12 protein-coding genes and 1 pseudogene are annotated in these 17,559 nt (G+C 51.8%); 3 read left to right on the top strand and 10 right to left on the bottom strand.

What is annotated here, in order from left to right:
* The 10 genes and pseudogenes from ESM_RS0110720 to thpR form a co-directional block, all read right to left on the bottom strand.
* On the bottom strand, positions 1–561 hold the full coding sequence (locus ESM_RS0110720) for a fimbrial protein (protein WP_000197111.1): 561 nt from the start codon (positions 559–561) through the stop codon (positions 1–3).
* Between the two features lie 23 nt (positions 562–584).
* Positions 585–3,175 (bottom strand): annotated as a pseudogene (locus ESM_RS01000000124620) (outer membrane usher protein).
* A gap of 86 nt (positions 3,176–3,261) precedes the next feature.
* On the bottom strand, positions 3,262–3,993 hold the full coding sequence (locus ESM_RS0110710; RefSeq protein ID WP_000935954.1) for a fimbrial chaperone: 732 nt from the start codon (positions 3,991–3,993) through the stop codon (positions 3,262–3,264).
* 82 nt (positions 3,994–4,075) lie between these two features.
* Positions 4,076–4,645 (bottom strand): fimbrial protein, encoded by a 570-nt coding sequence (locus ESM_RS0110705; protein ID WP_001035584.1) that lies wholly within the window; start codon positions 4,643–4,645, stop codon positions 4,076–4,078.
* 464 nt (positions 4,646–5,109) lie between these two features.
* Positions 5,110–5,589, bottom strand: a complete 480-nt coding sequence (gene folK, locus ESM_RS0110700) for a 2-amino-4-hydroxy-6-hydroxymethyldihydropteridine diphosphokinase (protein WP_000215161.1) — start codon at positions 5,587–5,589, stop codon at positions 5,110–5,112.
* Entirely contained in the window at positions 5,586–6,983 is a 1,398-nt protein-coding gene (gene pcnB / locus ESM_RS0110695; protein ID WP_206748357.1) for a polynucleotide adenylyltransferase PcnB, read from the bottom strand. Before pcnB ends, folK begins: the two co-directional genes overlap by 4 nt.
* 59 nt (positions 6,984–7,042) lie before the next feature.
* Positions 7,043–7,939 carry a tRNA glutamyl-Q(34) synthetase GluQRS gene (gene gluQRS, locus ESM_RS0110690; RefSeq protein WP_032141541.1) on the bottom strand — a complete coding sequence of 299 codons (897 nt, stop codon included), beginning with the start codon at positions 7,937–7,939 and terminating at the stop codon, positions 7,043–7,045.
* Positions 7,940–8,005: 66 nt separating this feature from the next.
* Positions 8,006–8,461: an RNA polymerase-binding protein DksA gene (gene dksA / locus ESM_RS0110685; RefSeq protein ID WP_001155227.1), complete on the bottom strand. Its 456-nt coding sequence runs from the start codon at positions 8,459–8,461 to the stop codon at positions 8,006–8,008.
* Between the two features lie 177 nt (positions 8,462–8,638).
* Positions 8,639–9,343, bottom strand: coding sequence for a DNA/RNA nuclease SfsA (sfsA, locus tag ESM_RS0110680; RefSeq protein ID WP_000396058.1), 705 nt, complete (start codon positions 9,341–9,343; stop codon positions 8,639–8,641).
* Positions 9,344–9,359: 16 nt separating this feature from the next.
* On the bottom strand, positions 9,360–9,890 hold the full coding sequence (gene thpR, locus ESM_RS0110675; protein WP_001294671.1) for an RNA 2',3'-cyclic phosphodiesterase: 531 nt from the start codon (positions 9,888–9,890) through the stop codon (positions 9,360–9,362).
* Positions 9,891–9,963: 73 nt separating this feature from the next.
* On the opposite strand from thpR, the gene hrpB reads away from it, so the two are divergent.
* The 3 genes from hrpB to fhuA all read left to right on the top strand — a co-directional run bounded on the left by hrpB (position 9,964) and on the right by fhuA (position 17,515).
* Complete coding sequence (gene hrpB, locus ESM_RS0110670) at positions 9,964–12,393, top strand: ATP-dependent helicase HrpB (protein ID WP_010378055.1); 2,430 nt, start codon at positions 9,964–9,966, stop codon at positions 12,391–12,393.
* A gap of 148 nt (positions 12,394–12,541) precedes the next feature.
* Positions 12,542–15,046 carry a bifunctional glycosyl transferase/transpeptidase gene (mrcB, locus tag ESM_RS0110665; RefSeq protein ID WP_000918201.1) on the top strand — a complete coding sequence of 835 codons (2,505 nt, stop codon included), beginning with the start codon at positions 12,542–12,544 and terminating at the stop codon, positions 15,044–15,046.
* Positions 15,047–15,271: 225 nt separating this feature from the next.
* Positions 15,272–17,515 (top strand): ferrichrome porin FhuA, encoded by a 2,244-nt coding sequence (gene fhuA / locus ESM_RS0110660; RefSeq protein ID WP_000135211.1) that lies wholly within the window; start codon positions 15,272–15,274, stop codon positions 17,513–17,515.
* Positions 17,516–17,559 lie beyond the last annotated feature (44 nt).

The following is a 17,559-nucleotide window of genomic DNA, read 5'->3' as shown; positions in this document are numbered from 1 at the left end:
TTATTCATAGGTGAAGTTAAACGTGACTTTGGCGCTGAAATCACCGATTGTACCCAGATTAGCCTGGGTTTCTCGCATTACGGCAGCCAGTTTTAATCCGCCGCTGATTTCAGCAGTTGTCCACGTGATTTTTTCATCGTTCTGAACTTTAAAAAATGTGTCAGTTGACGTACTGGCCCGACGGAAACCGACACCGATACTGCCCGTTAACCCTGCCCCACCTGTGAGAGGGATCGCCAGGTTCATCCCCGTGACACCGGTTTTTTTCTCTGCCGTGATGGTAGAAATGATTTTGCTCGGGCTACCCGTACAGTTTTCCGTTTTTAAGGTAAATTCACCTACCGTTTCGGGACTTTTCGCGCGCAACTGGTCGAGCCTGATATCAGGAATGACCAGCTTATAGGCATCAGTACCTGTTTTAGAAGTACCGGTTCCTTCCAGTTTGATATCACAGGTCGGCTGTATAATATCGGCCCTGAATTTAACGTCGACATCAACGGCCAGTGCCGAGGCTGAGAGCGTCAGCACGGCGAGTGCCAGAGGTATATTTTTCCGTGTCATAGGTTATCCATATCTCGCGGATTTTAGTGAGTTGCAGATACCGTACAGAGTACGTTATCCAGTGACAGGGTCTGGTTGCCGCGCTGGTCAGCAGCGGATGCCGGAACCTGATAGCGCGCGATGCAGTGCTGCGGAACGTTGTCCTTATCGGACCAGTTCACCTGCAACACGCCGTTATCTTCGATACCGCGTACAAAGGCCTGGTTGTTCTGGCCGATGTAGCCCAGAGATTGCCCTTGCTCATTGGTGATATTGGCGGAAATGGCAGAGGTTCGCCATCGCTACGACGCATCGTGATCATCGCTGAGCGGCCCTGATCGGTTTCGAAACTGGTCATGGTAATGGCCCCGTAGCGCGGAACCGTTTGTGAACTGGTGCTCTTAAGCTCTACGTCGTTTTCCAGCTCCTGAATATCGAGCGTGATGTTGTTTTCACGGTACGGAGAGGCGGACGTGGCGACGCCATAACCCCAGCGGTCAATGGTGTTACTGCTGTAGTTGATTCGTGCGCCATGCGCTCCAGGGGCTTTCACCAGGACAAGCGTATCGGTATCGCTAAAGCTGTGATTGGTATACGTCAGCCCGCCACCGTGCAGGACAAAGCCGCCATCGGTGCTGAGAGAGAGCTGACGGCTGTGGTCAGTGTCAGCCGATGCTGAGCCAGACCATGTACCCCATTGCGATTCATAGCTGAGATAACCGCCAATATCTGCCAGATTGGAACTCTGCTTATTGGTGGAGTAATTGGTATTCACGCTGTAGTTATATTTCCCGTCGCCGCTGCTGCCGTTGGCGCTGGCGCTCAAACGATGGCTGCCGTTAAAGTCAGTGCTCATACGGCTGTCGAGATACTGGAAGCCGCTTTCGCGACGTTTACCGCCCAGTAAATTTTCCAGCGGAATGCTGAAACTCAGATAGAAACTGTCATCCTGATCGCCGTCTTCATTCCAGGTGCGTTGTACTGTGGCACTCCATGTTCCCCAACTTGTCCCTTTGCTGTAGCCCATGGAGTACGTGCTCTGGCTATGGCTTCCGCTCCAGTAATCCGTCCAACTACCATTAAGATAAAACGAGCCGTAATCGACCTCCTCGAACATCAGCGGCTGGTTGAGACTGATAGTGAACTGATTGCGGGTACGCTGATAATTCCCCATTGTGCGTTGCTCGTCTGGTGAGCTGTGTCTGGCATCATCCTGTAACGTCAGGGCATCGTTCAGCCCCAGGTAATTACTGGTGGAATAGCGATAGGCGGCCAGGTTTAGTGAGGTATTGGTGGCACTGAACATTTTGTTCCACGAAATACGATAGCTTTGCCCGGTGTAGGTTTGATCGTTGTAGATATTCGCCTTCGACTGAGTGACGTCCAGCGATACTGCGCCGATGCTGGTGTTTACGCCCAGCCCCAGCAGCACGGCCATAAAGTCAGCATCGGTGAACTGGATACCCGTATAGCCGGTGAAGGTGTTGTTGATACCGTAGTAGAATGACCCTTGCAGCAAGTTATAGTCTTCGCGCAAATCGTCGCGAACGATTTGCCCGCCGCTGAGATCCCAACGCCCGACGCCCGGACGCAGCATCTGCATAACCGAGGAGAATGGTTGTGAGAATGTCCGCCGTGAACCGTCGGCTTCTTCAATGGTGACCACCAGATCATTGCCGTAGCCAGAAGGCATGATGTCATCAATGGCGAATTCGCCAGGCGGTACGGTTCCTTCGTAAATTTTATAGCCGCCCTGGGTGATGGTGACTTTGGCGTTACTGTTTGCCACGCCGCGGATCACCGGGGCAAAACTGGTCATGGAAGGCGGTAACATGCGGTCGTCGCTGTACAGGCGTGCGCCTTTAATGCCGACAGAGTCGAAGGTTTCCCCGGTGGTGTAGGTCTCCCCGACCACAAGTTGAGAACGAATAAATGGCAGCTCGCGCTGCATATAGCTGTTCTGGATATCAAAATTACCGCCAACATCCTGCTGCCAGCTATAGTTACCGTTGCTTCTGAAATGCCAGTTCCCGAGGTTAAGCCCTGCGTTGAGTGCAGTATAGAACGACTGAGTTTCATCACCCCGGCGCGTGTTGCGCCAGCCGTTCATACGGTAGGACAACATGGCGGCACTGATGCCGTCTTCCCATAATGACGGGTCGATATATCCCTGATAATTACTGAGGATCCAGATCTGCGGAACCGTGATATCCAACTTCTGATCGTTAGTATCGAAATAGACTTCTGACTGTGGGATCGCCCGCGCCAGATCGAGACAATCATCAGCTTCCGCTTCGCCTTTGCGTAATACAGCCTCTCCGTCTTTGAGATCCGGCTGTTTAATATGCAACTGATTGAGCATTTTACGAGAAATACAGGCGTCGGCACTTTTCTTGCCGGTATCAATAAGTTCTACGGTCATGCTCGTTGCGGCACTTTCATTGACGTAGACTTTTACGTCATAGCTGCCGGGCATAGCAGGGTTACCGTCGGAATAACGCGACAGGTCAATCCCCTGGGCAGAACTCCCCATCAGGAAGCTGGGATCGTATTCAATACTTTCTGCCGCATTGGCAGCGTGGCCATAAATGCAGGCAAAAATAACGGCAATCCGTGTCAGTTTACAATGAGTCATCTGTTTTTTCTTATGCTCGACGTTGTAATCATTCAGTCAATAATTAATTCAAGATATTTACCCTGGCGATAATGTAATTTGTGAGATTACATATTTGCTTCGCCTTTTATTTCACTGCCGTAATCACTAATAGCTGAATAGTGTAATTTAGCGCCGCCAGGGGAGGTATTCAGACCCTGTACTGTAAATTCGGCATCGCTTTTTGGCGCAACCATTGTGGCGTCTACGGTATATTTTTTATTTCCCGACTGCACATCGACAGACGAGAAGGAAACATAATAAGGCGTTGGGTTCGTTACTTTTATTTTATTGCCATTCCAGCGCCAGGTTAATTGCTCTGGAGCTTTGAAATGCTCACCGGCTAATCCATCAGGGCGATAGAACAGTTTGATACGGGTACGGAAAGCCAGTTGCAGGACATTTTTATTTTCAGCTTCTTTTGCCTGCATTTTGGGTGGAACTTCCAGCACGTTAAACCAGTACACACTTTCCCTGTCTTTCGGTAATGCCTGCGTACCGGTATAGGTGATGGTAACGGTTTGGCCTTTTTTCGGATCTATGCGTGAGACCGGAGGGGTCGCGTTAAACGGGACTTTGATCAAAGCCGGGTCTACATTGTCATCACCGGTATCAAGCCAGGACTGCACCAGCAATGGGCGAGAGCCTTTATTTTCCAGGCGAGCAGTGATCTTTTTGTCGCTTTCTTTATAGATGATGCGCGTACCGTTGATAACGATATCGGCCTGGGTTATGGGGCTGAATGCCGTAAGCGTTGCACCGACAACGATAGCAGCGATAGTCTTGTTATAATTCAACATGTTATCTCTCCCTGAAACATCTCTAAATCCTGAAACAGGGGATGTAACACATCCCCTTGTGATTTTTACAACGGTAACGCTATTACTGATAAGTCAGGGTATAGGTTGCGTTGGTTTTCACCGGGCCGCTGGTGACGGTTGCGGTTGAAGAAGATTTCACATAGGACGCCATATAGCTGAAGGTGGCGATATGGCTGGTTGAATCGATAGGAGAAGAAATTTTGCTTGAAGGATCGTTTACTTTAACCAGTGCCGGGGTGGTGGCGGAGACATCGTGAAGTGCGATGTTGACACCTTTAGCCGGGCCGCTGATGGAGTTGTCATTTTCCAGAGTACCCTGGGTGGAGCTGTGGAAAGTAGAGGTAAAGCTCATTGTTGCCGTTTTATTTGCGGCTGCATTGGAGCAGTTTACTGAGATGCTGATTGCTGCAGGGTATGCACCCAGCGCTTTGTCATTCAGCGCTGTAATATCACTTGGTTTCGCGGTTTTCAGGGTGATGTTAACATCGTTGCTGCCACCGTTAACGGTTGCCGGGCAGGTTTCATCAGAAACCAGACCGTTGATATTGATTTCACCACCATCCACAGCCATTGCATTACCAGCAGAAAAACAGGACGCTGCCAGAACAACCGCCAGAAGCTTCTTGTTCATTATAATTCTCCATAAAATATTAAATGAGTTAAAAAATGATACGTAAAGTTAATTACGGGATGGGCAATATAATAGTAGTGTGTTTTTTTGTAAAATATTGTTTTTATATTAATGGGCTATTTGTATTTCTATATTAAATATTATTTTTATAATGAATATTATGTGTGGCTTTTTATTTCTGTGATGAATTGTTTGGCGGCAAATCTGGCAGGGTAAGTGGATGAAAGATATATATATTCTTTCTATTTCATTTAAATGACTCTAAATCGTTTTAAAAGTCAATATTTATCATTGTTAGAATAAATTAAATTACATTTAAGATAAAATTATGTGTAATTGGTTAAAGTTTGATGTCAAAGCGAACGGGGGAAATAATATTAAATTAGAGGATGTTTTAATTATTTTTTTGTGCGTATTTTTTGTATTACGCGAAAGCAGGGCTAATTAATACAGGAGAACACGTATTACCAAAGAGAAGGGCGCGGAAATTGTGCATCAGTCAGTAACCGGGCAAGCGTGTGGTTATCCGGGAATACGAGACCTGGCGCAATCTCAAACAGCGGCCAGAGCATAAAACCACGATTCTTCATATCATAGTGCGGAACAGTGAGGCGTTCAGTGTTAATCACCGCATCACCAAACAGCATGATGTCGAGATCTAACGTGCGCGGCCCCCAGCGTTCGGCCTTACGAACGCGGCCTTGCTGCAATTCAATACGCTGTGTGTGATTGAGTAACTCTTCAGGTGCGAGAGTTGTTTCCAGCGCCACGGCGGCGTTTAAGTAATCCGGCTGATCTTGTGGCCCCAGCGGAGGGGTGCGGTAAAACGAAGAAACGGCAAGAATGCGGCTTTCAGGAATTTCACCGAGTGCTTTCACGGCAGCATTGACCTGCTCCAGCGGAGAGGCCAGATTGCTGCCTATGGCAATATATGCCACTGTCATGTGGTGCCCTCGCGACGCGGCGCGCGTTTGCGCGGACGACGAGTACGACGGCGCTGTGCTGGTTCTTCATCCAGCTCGGTGAGCATCCCTTTTTGATCTGGTGGCGCAGAAACCTGGAATTCACCCCACCATTTCGCCAGACGTTGCAGCTCAGCGTTGCGTTCCACTTCTGCACGCAGTGCCAGCAGGTCGTAAGCGGCGCGGAACTTCGGATGCTCCAGCAGTTTCCATGCACGTTTGCCCTGACGACGGGACATGCGCAACTGCAACTGCCAGATATCGCGAGTTAGCGTAGTCAGACGTTTCGGGATCGCCAGTGAACGGCAGGCTTCGTCCAGCACATCGTTCATCGCCAGCGCGAAAGCATCGTGATAGGTAAGGCCGCTCTCTTGCGCGATTTTTTGTGCCGTCTCCAGCAGTGGATACCAGAACATGGCGGCAAACAGGAACGCCGGGTTAACGCGCATATCATTATGGATACGCGTATCAGTATTTTTCAGTACCTGCTCAATCATCCGCTCCATTGGGCTGTCGCCATTTTCCGTGAAGTAACGGGTAATGGTCGGGAACAGCGGCTGGAACAGATGATATTCACACAGCAATTTATAGGTTTCGTAACCGTAGCCTGCTTGTAGAAGTTTGAGTGATTCTTCAAACAGGCGTGCCGGTGGGATATCGTTCAGCAGGGTAGCCAGGCGTGGGATCGGTTCTGCGGTTTCCGGGCTGATACGCATACCCAACTTGGCGGCAAAACGTACCGCGCGCAGCATACGTACCGGATCTTCACGGTAGCGCGTTTCCGGGTTACCAATCAGGCGAATCACGCCGTCTTTCAGATCTTTCATGCCGCCAACGTAATCACGGACGGAAAAATCCGCGACGCTGTAATACAGGCTGTTGATGGTGAAATCGCGGCGCTGGGCGTCTTCTTCGATGGAGCCGAATATGTTGTCGCGCAGCAACATGCCGTTTTGCCCACGCTGGGAGGTCGTGCGGTCGCTGACGTTGCCTTCGTGGTGCCCACGGAAGGTTGCGACTTCGATAATTTCCGGACCAAACATCACGTGAGCAAGACGGAAACGGCGACCCACCAGACGGCAGTTACGGAATAGTTTGCGCACCTGCTCAGGCGTGGCGTTAGTGGTCACGTCGAAATCTTTCGGCTTTTTGCCAAGTAACAGGTCGCGCACGCCGCCGCCAACCAGCCAGGCTTCGTATCCCGCTTTATTGAGCCTGTACATTACCTTCAGGGCATTTTCACTGATATCTTTGCGGGAAATAGCATGCTGTTCACGCGGGATCACCGTCACCTGTGGACGGGCGACTGCCTGTTCAGCCTCGCTCTCCTCGCGGCTTAGCACCTTGCGGCAAAAATTAGCGACTCGGGTAAAAATAATACACCTCGGTAGTGTCAAACATCATTCAGGACAAAAAAATAGCGGCTAATCATAGCTCAGCATGACGCATTTGAGAATGTTGAATTTACAATTGCCGACTCAGGTACGGCGGTCAGCGTCCAGTTTTTGACGGCTGACTGAAGGATTTGCTCGACGCTGAAATCCTGCCAATGTGTTTCTGCCTGCTGACCAAGAAATTGAAGTGCCGCGATTAGTACCGGGCGCGGGTCGCCTTTTGGTAACGCAGGCGCATGATTCTGCTTGGAAAGTTTAGCGCCTTGTGCGTTAAGCGCCAGCGGCAAATGAATGTAATCTGGCGCTTGCCAGTCAAAAAGCTGGTACAGCGAGATTTGCCGCACTGTGGGTTCAATCAAATCTGCGCCACGGACAATTTCAGTCACGCCCTGGAAGTGATCATCAACCACCACAGCCAGGTTATAGGCAAACAAACCATCACGGCGATGAATAATAAAATCTTCCTGCGCCAGTTTTTCGTCGGCGTGGATAATGCCGCGCAGTTGGTCAGTGAACTGCATAACCGGATGCACCTGCCGAATACGTACAGCCGCGTTGTCCGGGCCATGATGCAATTCACGGCAATGACCGTCGTAGATACCGCCAATACTGTGAATACGTGCGCGCGTACAGGTGCAGTAATAACTTAGTCCTTGCTCACGTAACCAGGCGAGGGCTTCACGATAGGCGTCGTGACGTTGGGATTGCCAGAGAACATCGCCGTCCCAGTGCAGGCCGTAATGTTCCAGTTGGCGCAGGATAGTCTCTGCGGCACCGGGAACTTCACGGGGTGGGTCGATATCTTCAATGCGTACCAGCCAGCGACCTTGCCGGGCGTGTGCTTGCAGATAGCTGCCAAGCGCAGCGATCAGAGAACCAAAATGAAGCTCGCCGGAAGGTGAGGGGGCAAAGCGCCCAATATAGTGTGTGTCTGTCATCTCTTTGAACAAAAAATAAGGCGGGAGCATTTCCCGCCTGTGGTAAACGTGATGGAACAGCTTTAATTAGCCAGCCATCTGTTTTTCGCGAATTTCAGCCAGCGTTTTGCAGTCGATGCACAGATCGGCTGTTGGGCGCGCTTCCAGACGACGAATACCAATTTCAACACCGCAGGATTCGCAGTAGCCGAAATCTTCGTCTTCCACTTTTTTCAGCGTCTTCTCGATCTTTTTGATCAGCTTACGCTCGCGATCGCGGTTACGCAGTTCGAGGCTGAACTCTTCTTCCTGGGCGGCACGGTCTACCGGATCCGGGAAGTTGGCGGCTTCATCCTGCATATGTGTAACGGTGCGATCGACTTCATCCCTGAGTTGATTACGCCATGCTTCCAGAATACGACGGAAGTGCGCCAGCTGGGCTTCGTTCATATACTCTTCGCCCGGCTTCTCCTGATATGGCTCCACCCCAGCGATGGCGAGAATACTCAGGGACGATGTTTTACGGTTTTGCCCTTCTTGCATGTTGCTTCTCCTTAACACGCACTATCGATCCCCATGTTCGGGGGAAAAATGAGGCCGCTATAAATAGCAGATGCTTTTCCGGATAGCAATTATCTAAACGTAACACTTGACAACTGTGTGAGGAAAAGCGTATTTGCGCACGCGACCAGAATGTAAATTAACCAGTTACTTATTCAACTACAGAGTAACGGGCAGTGATTTTTTAAGAGCCATACCTTCAGCAGAAAGTTCCGCCTTATAAGCCAGAATTTCTACCCCCCTCTGTTGAGCCTCTGACAATAGTTGCGCGTATTTCTCATCGATGTGGCGCGCGGGTGAAAACCGTGTAATGGCTGAATGTAGCACGGCGAAAAAAATCACTGCACGCTGGCCTTCAGCCGCTACGCTCATCAACTCCCGAAGATGTTTCTGACCTCGTTCAGTCACTGCATCGGGAAAGTATCCCTGTTCGTTTTCCGCTAACGTAACCGATTTCACTTCAATATAGCAGTCAGGTCGAAACCTCGCCTGTAACATGAAGTCAACACGGCTGCGTTCGGCACCGTATTTTACTTCGCTTTTCAGCGAGCTATAGCCTGACAGCTCCGAAATATTCCCATTAAGGATAGCCTCTTTCGTCAATCTGTTTGCCCAAAGTGTATTGACGCAAATAAATGCACCGTTTTGGCTTTGGGTCAGTTCCCAGGTGTGCGGATATTTCCGTTTTGTGTTGTCGGAAGTTGAATACCAGACGGTATCTCCAGGTGTTGCACAACCGGTCATCGCGCCAGTATTCGGGCAGTGTAGCGTTAATTCCTGGCCATCTGGTGTGATCACATCGGCTAAAAAACGTTTATAACGTTGAACCAGCGTGGCGCGTTGTAGAGGGGGTGAAAATTCCATTGCGATAAAACCCTTGTTATTGCGTCAGTGTCCAGCGTTTTAGCGGCGTGTAGCGTGTGCGTCCTCGGGCAAACGAGGAAGCGTAAAGGGTGAACTCCGTCACCGCATACGACCAGTTAAAGCCAGGCGGCGGGATTGTCACCGCCTCGCTGGCATCGCGCAATAAGGTGATATGCGGATGAAACGGTCGATTGCTTTGAAAACAACCACTGCGCGCTGCTTGTGAACGAAGCATATTCGCCAGTTGGATTAATCCGCGCGGCGGCTGGCGCATACCAAGCCACACCACGCGAGAACGTAGCCACTGACCGGCGTCATCAAGCGTTAGTGTGAAACCGGGTTGACGAATCCGTCCGGCCAAAAGTGAGAGCGCCTTCTCTTTCTCTGCACTCACTTCGCCTAAAAACGCCAGCGTCAGATGCAAGTTCTCAGCGGCAACCGGACGCCCCGCTTCTGGTGGAAACTGTGCGGCGCGCCAGTGGATAATCTGTTCGCGGATTTCTGCAGGTAAGTCGATGGCAAAGAACAGCCGTTGCGGTTCAGACATGTCAGGCACTCGGTTATGAATTACCGCGATGCTACAATGCGCCGCGAAGAATGTTAACCCTCAGGAGCGTTTTGTGTCGTCGTTGCCCGTTGCTGCCGTCTTACCTGAATTACTTGCCGCCCTCGATTGTGCACCGCAGGTGTTATTAAGCGCGCCGACCGGAGCCGGGAAATCGACCTGGCTGCCGCTGCAACTGCTGGCGCATCCTGGTATTCGCGGGAAAATCATCCTGCTGGAGCCGCGGCGTCTGGCGGCGCGTAACGTCGCGCAACGGCTGGCGGAGCTGCTTAACGAAAAGCCCGGCGATACCGTTGGCTACCGGATGCGTGCGCAAAATTGCGTCGGGCCGAATACCCGTTTGGAAGTCGTTACTGAAGGGGTGTTGACGCGCATGATCCAACGCGACCCGGAACTAAGCGGCGTCGGTCTGGTGATCCTTGATGAGTTTCATGAACGCAGTCTGCAGGCGGATCTGGCGCTGGCGTTGTTACTCGATGTGCAACAAGGGCTGCGCGATGACCTGAAGCTGCTGATTATGTCAGCCACGCTGGATAACGAGCGCTTACAGCAAATGTTGCCGGAAGCCCCCGTTGTTGTTTCCGCAGGGCGTTCGTATCCGGTGGAGCGCCGCTATTTGTCGCTGCCTACACATCAACGTTTTGACGAAGCCGTTGCTGTCACCACCGCCGAATTGCTACGCCAGGAAGCAGGATCTCTGCTGCTGTTTTTACCTGGCGTCGGGGAAATTCAGCGTGTGCAGGAACAACTGGCTTCGCGTGTAGGCAGTGATGTGTTGCTTTGTCCACTGTATGGCGCATTGTCGTTGAACGATCAGCGAAAAGCGATCCTCCCGGCACCACAAGGGATGCGCAAAGTGGTGCTGGCAACCAATATTGCTGAAACCAGTTTAACTATCGAAGGTATTCGCCTGGTGGTGGATTGCGCCCAGGAAAGGATGGCGCGCTTTGATCCGCGAACGGGTCTTACACGGTTGATTACCCAGCGAGTTAGTCAGGCGTCGATGACGCAGCGTGCCGGGCGCGCCGGGCGACTGGAACCGGGCATTTGCCTGCATTTGATCGCCAAAGAACAGGCGGAACGCGCCGCTGCACAAAGTGAACCGGAAATCTTACAAAGCGATCTCTCCGGTTTGCTGATGGAATTACTGCAATGGGGATGCAGCGATCCGGCGCAGATGAACTGGTTGGATCAACCACCAACGGTGAATCTACAGGCTGCGAAACGCCTGTTACAGATGCTTGGCGCGCTGGATGGCGAACGACTTAGCGCGAAAGGGCAAAAAATGGCGACGCTGGGTAATGATCCGCGGTTAGCCGCTATGCTGGTGAGCGCGAAGAGTGATGATGAAGCCGCTACCGCCGCAAAAATTGCCGCCATTCTCGAAGAGCCGCCCCGCATGGGGAATAGCGACCTGGAAGTGGCGTTTTCCCGCAATCAACCGGCCTGGCAACAGCGTAGTCAGCAACTGTTAAAGCGCTTAAACGTCCGTGGTGGCGAGGCCGACAGTGCGTTTATTGCGCCGCTACTTGCCCAGGCCTTTGCCGATCGTATTGCTCGTCGCCGTGGCCAGGATGGTCGTTATCAACTGGCGAACGGTATGGGAGCAATGCTGGACGCGGATGATGCCTTAAGCCGCCACGAGTGGTTGATCGCTCCTTTATTATTGCAGGGCAGCGCCTCGCCGGATGCGCGAATTCTACTGGCGCTACCGGTCGATATTGATGAGTTAGTGCAACGCTGCTCACAGCTATTACAGCAATCTGACACCGTTGAATGGGACGATGCACAAGGCACGCTGAAGGCCTGGCGTCGGTTGCAGATTGGTCAGCTCACAGTAAAAGTACAGCCGCTGGCGAAACCGTCGGAAGATGAATTACATCATGCAATGCTCAACGGTATTCGCGATAAAGGTCTAAACGTTCTTAACTGGACGCCGGAAGCGGAGCAGCTACGCTTGCGTTTGCTGTGTGCTGCAAAGTGGTTACCGGAATATGATTGGCCAGCAATGGATGAGGCGAGCTTGCTGGCGTCGCTGGAAACGTGGCTGCTGCCACATATGGCCGGCGTACATTCGCTGCGTGGCCTGAAATCTCTTGATGTTTATCAGGCGCTGCGCGGATTACTTGATTGGGGAATGCAGCAACGTCTGGATAGTGAATTGCCTGCGCATTACACTGTGCCGACGGGAAGCCGGATCGCCATTCGTTATCATGAAGATAACCCACCCGCGCTGGCGGTGAGAATGCAAGAGATGTTTGGCGAAGCCACTAATCCGACTATCGCTCAGGGGCGCGTGCCGCTGGTGCTGGAATTGCTTTCACCCGCCCAGAGGCCGCTGCAAATCACGCGTGATTTAAGTGCCTTCTGGCAGGGAGCGTATCGCGAGGTGCAAAAAGAGATGAAAGGGCGTTATCCCAAACACGTCTGGCCGGACGACCCGGCGAATACCGCACCGACGCGACGGACGAAAAAGTATTCGTGAGGTTGGTAAACGGGCACGGGCAGTCCCTTCGCCCCGGTTCTCTCCCATAGGGGGAGGGCGAAAAGTACTTTGAGAGATATCTTCTTCTGTCTTGTCACAGAAGAATAGAAAATCGGGCTTTTGCGCCTGAATATTGCGGAGAAAATGTATGGCCGGGAATGACCGCGAGCCAATTGGACGCAAAGGGAAACCGACGCGTCCTGTCAAACAAAAGGTAAGCCGTCGTCGCTACGAAGATGACGACGATTATGATGACTATGAGGATGAAGAACCGATGCCACGCAAAGGTAAGGGCAAAGGGCGTAAGCCTCGTGGTAAACGCGGCTGGCTATGGCTGCTACTGAAACTGGGGATCGTATTTGCGGTGTTAATCGCCGTTTACGGTGTTTATCTCGATCAAAAAATTCGCAGCCGTATTGATGGCAAGGTGTGGCAATTGCCAGCGGCAGTTTATGGTCGGATGGTAAACCTTGAGCCAGACATGACCATCAGCAAGAACGAGATGGTGAAATTGCTGGAGGCCACGCAATATCGTCAGGTGTCGAAGATGACCCGTCCTGGCGAATTTACCGTGCAGGCCAACAGCATTGAGATGATCCGCCGTCCGTTTGATTTCCCGGATAGTAAAGAAGGGCAGGTGCGTGCGCGTCTGACTTTTGAGGGCGATCATCTGGCGACTATTGTCAATATGGAGAACAACCGTCAGTTCGGTTTCTTCCGTCTTGATCCGCGTCTGATCACCATGATCTCCTCACCAAACGGCGAACAGCGTCTGTTTGTGCCGCGTAGTGGCTTCCCGGATTTGCTGGTAGATACTTTGCTGGCGACAGAAGACCGTCATTTCTACGAGCATGATGGTATCAGTCTCTACTCCATTGGACGTGCGGTGCTGGCGAACCTGACCGCCGGGCGCACGGTGCAGGGGGCGAGTACGCTGACTCAACAGTTAGTGAAGAACCTGTTCCTCTCTAGCGAACGTTCTTACTGGCGTAAAGCGAACGAAGCCTATATGGCGTTAATCATGGATGCGCGTTACAGCAAAGACCGCATTCTTGAGCTGTATATGAACGAGGTATATCTCGGTCAGAGCGGTGACAACGAAATCCGTGGTTTCCCGCTGGCAAGCCTGTACTACTTTGGTCGTCCGGTAGAAGAGTTGAGCCTTGATCAGCAGGCGCTGTTAGTCGGTATGGTGAAAGGTGCGTCTATCTATAACCCGTGGCGCAACCCGAAACTGGCGCTTGAGCGACGTAACCTGGTACTGCGTCTGTTGCAACAGCAGCAGATTATTGATCAAGAACTCTACGACATGTTGAGCGCACGTCCGCTGGGCGTACAGCCGCGCGGTGGGGTGATCTCTCCGCAGCCTGCCTTTATGCAACTGGTGCGCCAGGAGTTGCAGGCGAAACTGGGCGATAAAGTGAAAGATCTCTCTGGCGTGAAGATCTTCACTACTTTTGACTCGGTGGCTCAAGACGCGGCAGAAAAAGCCGCCGTGGAAGGCATTCCGGCACTGAAGAAACAGCGTAAGTTGAGCGATCTGGAAACGGCGATTGTGGTTGTTGACCGCTTTAGCGGTGAAGTTCGCGCGATGGTCGGTGGCTCCGAACCGCAGTTTGCGGGTTACAACCGTGCGATGCAGGCGCGTCGTTCGATTGGATCACTGGCAAAACCAGCGACCTATCTGACGGCCTTAAGCCAGCCGAAAATCTATCGCCTGAATACGTGGATTGCCGATGCGCCAATCGCGCTGCGTCAGCCTAACGGTCAGGTCTGGTCACCACAGAACGATGACCGCCGTTATAGCGAGAGCGGCAGAGTAATGTTGGTAGATGCGCTGACCCGTTCGATGAACGTGCCAACGGTGAATCTGGGGATGGCGTTAGGGTTACCTGCGGTAACGGACACCTGGATTAAACTGGGCGTGCCGAAAGATCAGTTGAATCCGGTTCCGGCAATGTTGCTTGGGGCGCTGAACTTAACGCCAATCGAAGTGGCGCAGGCATTCCAGACTATCGCCAGCGGCGGTAACCGTGCGCCGCTTTCTGCATTGCGTTCAGTCATTGCCGAAGACGGTAAAGTGCTCTATCAGAGCTTCCCGCAGGCGGAACGCGCAGTTCCGGCACAAGCGGCGTATCTGACGCTATGGACCATGCAGCAAGTGGTGCAACGCGGTACTGGTCGCCAATTGGGAGCGAAATACCCGAATCTGCACCTGGCGGGCAAAACCGGGACTACCAACAACAACGTTGATACCTGGTTTGCGGGCATTGACGGCAGCACGGTGACCATCACCTGGGTAGGCCGCGATAACAACCAGCCGACTAAGCTGTACGGTGCCAGCGGGGCGATGTCGATTTACCAGCGTTATCTGGCTAACCAGACGCCAACGCCGCTGAATCTTGTACCGCCGGAAGATATCGTGGATATGGGCGTCGACTACGACGGCAACTTTGTTTGCAGCGGTGGAATGCGTATCTTGCCGGTCTGGACCAGCGATCCGCAATCGCTGTGTCAACAGAGTGAGATGCAGCAGCCGTCAGGCAATCCATTTGATCAGTCTTCACAGCCGCAACAGCAACCTGCTCAACAGCAGCAGAAAGACAGCGACGGCGTGGCGGGCTGGATTAAGGAAATGTTTGGTAGTAATTAACATTTAACTGTGGCCTACCGGATGGCGTGCCGCCATCCGGTAAAATAACATCCTTCCAAAAGCATTAACCCTTTCTTTTCATCTGATTGTTTATTGACCCTTTGGTTGCTTCTCTGATGGGTACTGCTTGCCATCGTCTCGCCGTTTCGAATATTATTTCATCTTTATAATAATCATTCTCGTTTACGTTATCATTCACTTTCACTTTACATCAGAGATATACCAATGGCGCGTTACAAAACTGCTCAGCCAAAACACTCGCTGCGTAAAATCGCAGTCGTAGTAGCCACAGCGGTTAGCGGCATGTCTGTTTATGCACAGGCAGCGGTTGAACCGAAAGAAGAGACTATCACCGTTACCGCTGCACCTGCGCCGCAAGAAAGCGCATGGGGGCCGGCAGCCACTATTGCGGCGCGACAGTCAGCCACCGGTACTAAAACGGATACGCCGATTCAAAAAGTACCGCAGTCTATTTCTGTGGTCACAGCCGAAGAGATGGCGCTACACCAGCCGAAGTCCGTAAAAGAAGCGCTTAGCTATACGCCGGGAGTTTCGGTCGGTACGCGTGGTGCGTCCAACACTTATGACCACCTGATCATCCGTGGTTTTGCTGCAGAAGGCCAAAGTCAGAATAACTATCTGAACGGCCTGAAGATGCAGGGTAACTTCTATAACGATGCGGTTATCGATCCGTATATGCTTGAGCGCGCTGAAATCATGCGTGGTCCTGTTTCCGTGCTTTACGGGAAAAGCAGCCCAGGTGGCTTGTTGAATATGGTCAGCAAGCGCCCGACTACCGAACCGCTGAAAGAAGTTCAGTTTAAAGCCGGTACTGACAGCCTGTTCCAGACTGGTTTTGATTTCAGCGATGCGCTGGATGATGACGGCGTTTATTCTTATCGTCTGACCGGTCTTGCGCGTTCTGCTAATGCCCAGCAGAAGGGCGCAGAAGAGCAGCGTTATGCTATTGCTCCTGCGTTCACCTGGCGTCCGGACGATAAAACCAATTTCACCTTCCTTTCTTACTTCCAGAACGAGCCGGAAACGGGCTATTACGGCTGGTTGCCGAAAGAGGGAACCGTTGAGCCGCTGCCGAACGGTAAGCGTCTGCCGACCGACTTTAACGAAGGTGCGAAGAACAATACCTATTCTCGTAACGAGAAGATGGTGGGCTACAGCTTCGACCACGAATTTAACGACACCTTTACGGTGCGTCAGAACCTGCGTTTTGCTGAAAACAAAACCTCGCAAAACAGCGTTTATGGCTACGGTGTCTGCTCCGATCCGGCGAATGCTTACAGCCAGCAGTGTGCAGCTATAGCACCTGCGGATAAAGGTCACTACCTGGCGCGGAAATACGTTGTTGATGATGAGAAACTGCAAAACTTCTCTGTTGATACCCAGTTACAAAGCAAATTCGCCACTGGCGATATCGACCATACTCTGCTGACTGGCGTCGACTTTATGCGTATGCGTAATGACATCAACGCCTGGTTTGGTTACGACGACTCTGTGCCGCTGTTGAATCTGTATAATCCGGTGAATACCGATTTCGATTTCAATGCCAAAGACCCGGATAACTCCGGCCCGTACCGCATCCTGAATAAGCAGAAGCAAACAGGCATTTACGTTCAGGATCAGGCGCAGTGGGATAAAGTACTGGTCACTCTGGGCGGTCGTTATGACTGGGCAGATCAAGAATCGCTTAACCGCGTAGCGGGAACAACTGACAAACGTGATGACAAACAGTTCACCTGGCGTGGTGGTGTTAACTATCTGTTTGATAACGGCGTAACACCGTACTTCAGCTATAGCGAATCGTTTGAACCTTCTTCTCAGGTCGGGAAGGATGGTAATATTTTCGCACCGTCTAAAGGTAAGCAGTACGAAGTCGGCGTGAAATACGTACCGGAAGATCGCCCAATCGTGGTGACGGGTGCACTGTATAATCTCACCAAAACTAACAACCTGATGGCAGATCCTGAGGGTTCATTCTTCTCGGTTGAAGGTGGTGAGATCCGCGCGCGTGGCGTAGAAATCGAAGCAAAAGCGGCGCTGTCGGCAAGTGTTAACGTGGTCGGTTCTTATACCTACACCGATGCGGAATACACCACCGATACTACCTACAAAGGTAATACGCCTGCGCAGGTGCCAAAACACATGGCTTCTCTGTGGGCTGACTATACCTTCTTTGACGGCCCACTTTCTGGCCTGACGCTGGGTACTGGCGGTCGTTATACTGGCTCCAGCTACGGTGATCCGGCTAACTCCTTTAAAGTGGGAAGTTATACGGTAGTTGATGCGTTAGTGCGTTATGATCTGGCGCGAGTTGGTATGGCTGGCTCCAACGTGGCGCTGCATGTTAACAACCTGTTCGATCGTGAATACGTCGCCAGTTGCTTTAACACCTATGGCTGCTTCTGGGGCGCAGAACGTCAGGTCGTTGCAACCGCAACCTTCCGTTTCTAATTTTCGCTTTGGGCACGGATTTCCGTGCCCGCTTCACAAGTTGG

The organism is Escherichia sp. TW09308 (assembly GCF_000208565.1).
In the GTDB taxonomy this organism is placed as follows: domain Bacteria; phylum Pseudomonadota; class Gammaproteobacteria; order Enterobacterales; family Enterobacteriaceae; genus Escherichia; species Escherichia marmotae.
This window is presented reverse-complemented; position numbering and strand designations above follow the sequence as displayed.